The organism is Kitasatospora sp. NPDC092286, assembly GCF_044755565.1.
Lineage (GTDB): Bacteria > Actinomycetota > Actinomycetes > Streptomycetales > Streptomycetaceae > Kitasatospora.
The window spans coordinates 1-4041 of record NZ_JBIVRD010000099.1; the positions used below are offsets into that span (position 1 = coordinate 1).

Genomic DNA, 4041 nt, shown 5'->3' on the forward strand with positions numbered 1-4041 from the left:
ACTCGCACCGGCTGGCTGCCCTGAGCTTGACGCTCGGTTACATCCGAACCTTCCTCTCACCTGCTCGAATGCCCGAGCTGCTGGACGTACGCTTGTTGTTTAACCTCGCTGGTCACCCGACCTGCTGATCTGCGGTTCTTCCCGGGACAGCAGGGGCGGCCGCCCCTCACGCTTCGAGATGTCGAGTAACGAAGCTGAAGGAACGGCCGCTGATGACGAGTCTCCCCGTGCAGTTGCCCGCCGTCGAGCAGCGGGGCGTGCTGTCCCGCTTTCGGATGGACTTCTACGAGTGCCTATACAAGCGGGCGGATGTGCTATTCGAGCTCGCCGACGCGCTGTTGTGCACGGACGGGCCGGTCAAGACGCTGGTGGACCTGTCGTTGGCGGCCGAGCACCGGCGTGGGCACGGTGCGATGTACGCCGCGCTGGACCGGGGCTGGCTCGAGCCGACCCGGCTGCGACGCACACTGGCCGCCCTGCCGATCCCACGCCTCGCCGACGGGCGCATCGCCCTGGCCGTCGACGTATCCAACTGGCTCCGACCCGATGCCCCCACCAGTGACGACCGCCTGTTCTGCCACGTCTACGGGCGCGGCCGCAGTGCCGACCAGATGATCCCCGGCTGGCCCTACTCGTTCGTCGCCGCCCTGGAGTCCGGCCGCACCTCCTGGACCGGTCTGCTGGACGCGGTCCGGCTGGGACCGGCCGACGACGCCACAGCGGTGACCGCCGCCCAGTTGCGCGAGGTCACCGGGCGCCTGATCGAGGCCGGGCACTGGACCCGCGGTGATCCGGACATCCTGCTGGTCATGGACGCCGGATACGACGTCACCCGCCTGGCCCATCTCCTGTCCGACCTGCCCCTGGAGCTCATCGGCCGGCTGCGTTCGGACCGGGTCATGCTCCGCGACGCGGGCGAGCCCCGCTCCACCCCCAAGGGTGGGCGACCGCGCAAGCACGGCACCGCGTTCACCTTCGCCAAGCCCGAGTCCTGGCACGAGCCCGACACCACCACTCGCACCGAGACCACCCGCTACGGCCAGGCCGAGGCCAGGGCCTGGGACCGACCTGATCACCAGTACCTTCGGACGCCTGCACGCACTGCCAGGCCCCGGCTGACCAGCAACAACGCCCCGCCCCGACGAACACCCAACCACTTCCGGAGCCGTGGAACCCGGCGCCCACCCGACGCGACAGCCGGGCCCTCGCCATACCCACAGACAGGAACACCCAGCCTGGAAAAGCAGAAACGGCCCGCCAGCCAAGCTGACGAGCCGTCACGCAAGGTCGAGGCTAAACGCCGATCATCAGGCGCCTTGAAATTTCGGGGCCCGAAACGAAGATGCGCATCGGGCCCCGCGATCAAATTATGCTTCGAGTTTACAAACCGTTCTCGGCATCACGGTGAAGGCGTAAGCGGTGCCGAGCACGCCGAAAAGCGCGAACTGCCAGAATCCCACGAAGACGAAGAGCAAGGCGGGCAGTGACAGCAGACATGCAGCAGCCATGCGAACGTCTTTCCCCCGCGCTGCCGCTACGGCGAGTAACATCAGCGATGCCAGCGCCGGGATGGTGATGGCCACAAAGATCAGCCACATAAATCCGTAGTCATCCTCCGGTCGTGGCCGGGGCCACCCGTCGGCATCGTAGCCACCGGATGCAAAGAGAGATAGCAGTAGAAGAATGACATAGACCGGCATCGCGCACACCGTCAGATACCATAGCGCGGCATGGAAAAGCCAGCGCGGCCCGGACTTTATCGTTTTCCTCAGCATCGCGAGATGCACCGCCCTTCCTCGTAGGTTCGATTGAGCTTTTCTCCGAGGACTGGGATTGCGTTCATCCCGGGGTCACCCGACCGGTGGCCTGCCATTGCGTCTCGGGCGATCACGTTAGGGCTCCGCCCCTGGCGGTACTGCACTACCTCCATATCGGGGTAGGGATCGCCATTTCGAGTTACCTGAACGTAACCCTTGGGGCCAATGTTGACCTTTAGAGTGTTGTCTACGCCGAAAACTTTCAACTTGCTATTGATTCCATGTATGGAAACGTCGATCGAGCTGGCACTGGCCCCGTTTACCTTTACGGTTGACTTGTGGTCCCAGTCCGTACCCAACGTGCTGTCGCCCATCAGGATTTCTTTGGCCGGAATTTCCCTCGGTGGAGCATAGTATGGCGTGGGGTTCCTTCCATATCGCTTCACCTGATCTTCCGTAAAGTTGGAGATCTCGGTTGAAGGCATGATGGTGAATGATGCTTCGCCGGTCTCGGTGTCCCAGAAGAGAGCCATGCGTGCGCTGTCGACCGGAAAGTTCGACCAGGACCTGTTATCGCCGAACAGTCCCGCCATTCCGGTTTTTTCCATGTGAATGTAGAACCGGACCATGATGATACCGTCACCGCTGTCGCTGCGGGGAGTCTTGATTGGGACACGCTGCGAGCCAGCGGGTTTAGGTCCGAAAGCCGTTTGGCGTGCGGCCTCGTAGTAGTCGGCCCCAGGCAGGGTCTGATCGAGTCGCTGCAAGGCGCTCGCTGAGACGTAGTTGGCGGTGGACTCCGCGGCGTTCTTCATCGTGATCGTACCGGCTTGTCCACACTGGTAGAGGGTGCCACACTCCTCGGACTTGAGGCCGGTGGGGTCACTGAGGTTGATCGGGTTGTTGTTGCTGTAGGCGTAGCCGTTGACCTGCTGGGGGTCGGTGAGATCCAGGATGGGGTCGACCGAGATGAAGCGGCCGGTGGTGGGGTCGTACTCGCGGGCGCCCAGGTGGACCAGGCCAGTCACCTTGTCGGTCATGCCGCCCACAAATCCCTTGGTGCCGAGCCAGGTTCCGGGTGCGGGCTGGGTGCCTCGGGGGTTGCCGAACGGGTCGGCGGGGCGGCGGCTGGCGGCCAGGGTTGCCAGGTCGATGCTGAGGTTGTTGGTGCCTTGGTGGTCGGCGATCTGGACGGTGAAGGTTCCGGCGGCGGTTCCTGCTCCCTTGCGGACGATGGTCATCCCGCCGGGGATGGGGTAGTAGCGGGTGCCGGTCTGGGTCTTGGTGGCGGTGTCGACGGTGAGTTCGTCGGAACCGAGGCTCAGGGTGCTGGTCCCGGGATTGCGACGGATGAGCTGGGTGCCGTCGGCATCGTAGAGGTAGAAGCCGTTGTCTTTCCGATAGTGACGGGTGCGTTTCCTCTGGTCAGGCATAGTGCCGGTGCCTCGGTGGCAGGGACGGGGTGTCATGTCGTCTCTTCGGTGGAGGTACCGGATGCCGTCGGTGATGGGGCTGCTGGAGGAGCGCGAGCGTGCTGCCCGGCAGCGAGTGGAGGTTCTGCAGGCCGAGCTGCGGGAGGCAGAAGCCGCGTGGGAGCGATTCGTGATTACCCGTCAGACGGTGGCCGAAGTTCTGGCAGAACCTCCTGCAGGCGAGGAGGCGCCGCTGGCCGGGGTGGCCGGTGAACGGCCTGCGCGGGTCGCCGGGGCGGTGCCCGGATCGGTGGTTCCCGCCTGGAGGGAAGGTCTCGATCCGGGTGCGCTGGCGCCGGACTACCAGCGGCTCGTGGAGGTCCTGGCGGGGAGCGGGGAGAAGATGGACTGTCGCCAGCTCGCGGCGGCCTTGGGTCTGGAGCCGGTTCCGGCGAAGGTGGAGGGAGTACGGTCGAAGGTGAAGCGGCTGGCCGCGCGGGGCTGGCTGGCCGAGGAACGCCCGGGAATGTTCAGCGTGCTCACCGGGCGAGCCGACGGCTCATGACCATGCTCATCGACCACCGGATCATCGCCTCGGAGGTGTCAGTGCGGGTCTCGTAGTCGCGGGCCAGGCGGCGTGAGTGCATCAGCCATGCGAACGTCCGTTCCACCAGCCACCTTTTCGGCAGCACCACGAAGCCCGTGGCGTCGCCGGTGCGTCGGACCACGGTCAGCGCGATCCGCAGGGCATCGCGGGCGAGGTCGACCAGGCGTCCGCTGTAGCCGCCGTCGGCCCACACCAGCGAGATGCGCCAGTGTCGCTCACGCAGCCGCTCCAGCAGCGTCCGGCCGGCCTCGCGGTCGGTGACGGA

The 4041-nt window shown here is 65.4% G+C and carries 3 protein-coding genes and 1 pseudogene; 2 read left to right on the top strand and 2 right to left on the bottom strand.

Annotation, left to right across the window (positions count from 1 at the left end; translation table 11 throughout):
• Positions 1 to 212: 212 nt before the first annotated feature.
• Positions 213 to 1133, top strand: a pseudogene (locus tag ACIQIB_RS39225) (transposase); the annotation flags it as partial.
• A gap of 635 nt (positions 1134 to 1768) precedes the next feature.
• Here ACIQIB_RS39225 and ACIQIB_RS39230 read toward each other — a convergent pair.
• Entirely contained in the window at positions 1769 to 3190 is a 1422-nt protein-coding gene (locus ACIQIB_RS39230) for an RHS repeat-associated core domain-containing protein (protein ID WP_400764231.1), read from the bottom strand.
• Between the two features lie 61 nt (positions 3191 to 3251).
• Between ACIQIB_RS39230 and ACIQIB_RS39235 the strand changes: the two genes are divergently transcribed.
• Positions 3252 to 3734, top strand: a complete 483-nt coding sequence (locus ACIQIB_RS39235) for a hypothetical protein (protein WP_400764233.1) — start codon at positions 3252 to 3254, stop codon at positions 3732 to 3734.
• On the opposite strand, the gene ACIQIB_RS39240 is transcribed toward ACIQIB_RS39235, so the two are convergent.
• A partial coding sequence (locus ACIQIB_RS39240) for a transposase (protein WP_400764236.1) occupies positions 3709 to 4041 on the bottom strand: 333 nt, incomplete at its 5' end. The two genes, ACIQIB_RS39235 and ACIQIB_RS39240, sit on opposite strands and share 26 nt — an antisense overlap.

Bases quoted from the DNA above. Each gene is read 5' to 3' on its own strand.
- ACIQIB_RS39230 (WP_400764231.1), bottom strand. From the start codon at position 3,190: ATGCCTGACCAGAGGAAACGCACCCGTCACTATCGGAAAGACAACGGC.
- ACIQIB_RS39235 (WP_400764233.1), top strand. From the start codon at position 3,252: ATGCCGTCGGTGATGGGGCTGCTGGAGGAGCGCGAGCGTGCTGCCCGG.